Raw genomic sequence first — 2,152 nt, 5'->3', positions numbered from 1 at the left:
GGCTGACGTGCGGCTGGCAGCCTTGGGGCCGAGGGCCGGCATGATCGGAGCTGCCGATCTCGCCCGGGGCGCTTCACGCTGATCCCGGGGCCGGGCCTCAGACGCGCGCCCCGTCGTCGTGCCCGTCGCGTTCCTGCGGGAGCCGGAAGAGCAGATAGACGGCCGACACCACGAAGAGGGCCACCATCGCCAGGACCGCTGCGAAGGGTGCGCCGCGCCAAAACATGGCTGTGAAGAGCAGACCCAGCGGTGCCCCCACAGAGCCGATCCACGCCAGCACCAGCAGCGGTTCGCCAGCACCCAGAGGCTCTGGTTCAGGCGGTACGTAGCCCTCGTCATCGTCCGGTTCAGCGACGCTGTAATCCCGCGGACCCGTCTGCTCGTCAGTCGGCTGGATTTCCGGCAGGCGGTTTTCGAATATTTCGCGCAGTCGTTGGGGATCGGTGGTGCGGCCAGCGTCCGCATCGTCCGGCGACGTGCCCTCCGGGTTCCCGGAATCGGTCTCCTCCAGGCGCGCCACCAGATCCTGCCAGACCGCGTCGTCGCGCTCCTGGTCATGCCCGGGCATGAGTGGCTCCTGTCTGTGACGGTGAAGTGGCCACAGTTGCCTCGATGAAGTCCGCCGACCGGCGGTAGATCAAGTCGGCGTCGTGGTCCATGGTGGCCACGTGGTAGCTGTCCGCGAGCAGCACCACTTCCAGGCTCGATGTGCCGATCCGGCGCCGCAGCACCTGCATCGAGGATTCCGGGACCGTGTGGTCCACCGCGGAGCGGAAAACGAGCGTCGGAGCAGTGACCCGGGGGAGATCGGCCACAACCGTCTTGAAGAGCTGGCCCAGCTGATGGGCGGCCGCCACGGGAGTGCGTTCGTAGGCGCCTTCATCCACGCCCGGTTTGTTGATGTCGTTGCCGATGGCAGGCACCGAACGCAGGACGTATTTCATCACTCCGGTGAACGGGGCGCGAGGATCGGCGATGGTGAGCCCCGGGTTGACCAGCAGCACGCCGGACACCGGGCGGTGGGCAGCCAGCCGCAGGGCCAGGGCCCCGCCCATGGACAACCCGGCAACGAAGACGTGGCTGCGCTCGCGGGCGAGCTCCGCGAAGGCTTGCTCGGCCGCCCCGTACCAGCTCTGCCAGCGCGAGGTGGCCAGATCCTGCCAGGTGGTGCCGTGGCCGGGCAGCAGCGGCAGCCGCACCGCGAAGCCGGCATCGGCGAGGCTTTCCGCCCATCCCCGCATACTGCGCGGTGAACCGGTAAAACCGTGCAGGAGCACGACGCCGACGCGCGAATTGGGGCCGTGCCCGGGGCTGGAGAAAGCGCCGTCGGCAACTGAAGTCATGGCACTATCGTGTCATTATGGGAGCCGTTCGGCCATCGAAAGCCGGCCGGATCCTCCTCCGGTGCCCCTATGCCGGACAGTTATCAGACACAAAGCTGGAGTAGAGTCTCAAGCGGTATTGGTATGCGGCCGGCGGCGGCGGAACGGAAAGGCACACGTGTTCTACTGGTTCATGAAAACCCTCGTCGTAGGACCGGTGGTCCGGCTACTCTTCCGGCCGTGGGTCAAGGGGCTGGACAACATTCCGGACACCGGCCCCGCCGTGCTGGCCAGCAACCACCTTTCTTTCTCCGATTCCATTTTCCTTCCCCTGGCGGTGCCGCGGCCCGTGGTGTTCCTGGCCAAGAGCGAATACTTCACCGGAAAAGGAGTCAAGGGCAAGCTCACGGCGGCCTTTTTCAGGATGACCAACCAGCTTCCGATGGACCGATCCGGCGGCGCGGCGTCTGCCACGTCCCTGCTGGCCGGACGGGACGCGCTCCAAGAGGGCGGGCTGCTGGGCATCTACCCGGAAGGCACCCGGTCTCCGGACGGAAAGCTGTACCGCGGAAAAACAGGCGTGGCCAAGCTGGTGCTGAACACCGGTGTACCGGTGATCCCGGTGGCGATGATCGGCACGGACAAGGTACAGCCGATCGGACGCCGCATCCCCAACATCCGACGGGTAGGCATCATCATCGGCAAGCCGTTAGATTTTTCCCGCTACAAGGGCCTGGAAGACGACCGGTTCATCCAGCGCTCGGTCACCGACGAGATCATGTACGAGATCATGCGGCTCTCCGGCCAGGAATATGTCGATTCGTACGCCA

General features: G+C 66.0%; 3 protein-coding genes. 1 reads left to right on the top strand and 2 read right to left on the bottom strand.

The features are described 5' to 3' along the window. Window positions 1–97: 97 nt before the first annotated feature. Together AC5RWT_RS36780 and AC5RWT_RS36775 are read right to left on the bottom strand one after the other, a co-directional pair. A complete protein-coding gene (locus tag AC5RWT_RS36780; RefSeq protein WP_494084525.1) occupies window positions 98–568 on the bottom strand; it encodes a hypothetical protein in 471 nt (156 codons plus the stop codon). Next, window positions 555–1,343 carry an alpha/beta hydrolase gene (locus AC5RWT_RS36775; RefSeq protein ID WP_494084524.1) on the bottom strand — a complete coding sequence of 263 codons (789 nt, stop codon included), beginning with the start codon at window positions 1,341–1,343 and terminating at the stop codon, window positions 555–557. Before AC5RWT_RS36775 ends, AC5RWT_RS36780 begins: the two co-directional genes overlap by 14 nt. 157 nt (window positions 1,344–1,500) lie before the next feature. Between AC5RWT_RS36775 and AC5RWT_RS36770 the strand changes: the two genes are divergently transcribed. Then, window positions 1,501–2,152 (top strand): lysophospholipid acyltransferase family protein (locus tag AC5RWT_RS36770; RefSeq protein WP_494084523.1); only part of this gene is annotated, 652 nt, incomplete at its 3' end.

The organism is Arthrobacter sp. Dra40 (genome assembly GCF_059091905.1).
The sequence above is the reverse complement of the archived record's forward strand: the minus strand, read 5'-3'. Positions and strand labels throughout refer to the sequence as shown.

Coding starts and splice junctions, on each gene's coding strand:
- AC5RWT_RS36780 (WP_494084525.1), bottom strand. CDS start 568: ATGCCCGGGCATGACCAGGAGCGCGACGACGCGGTCTGGCAGGATCTG.
- AC5RWT_RS36775 (WP_494084524.1), bottom strand. CDS start 1,343: ATGACTTCAGTTGCCGACGGCGCTTTCTCCAGCCCCGGGCACGGCCCC.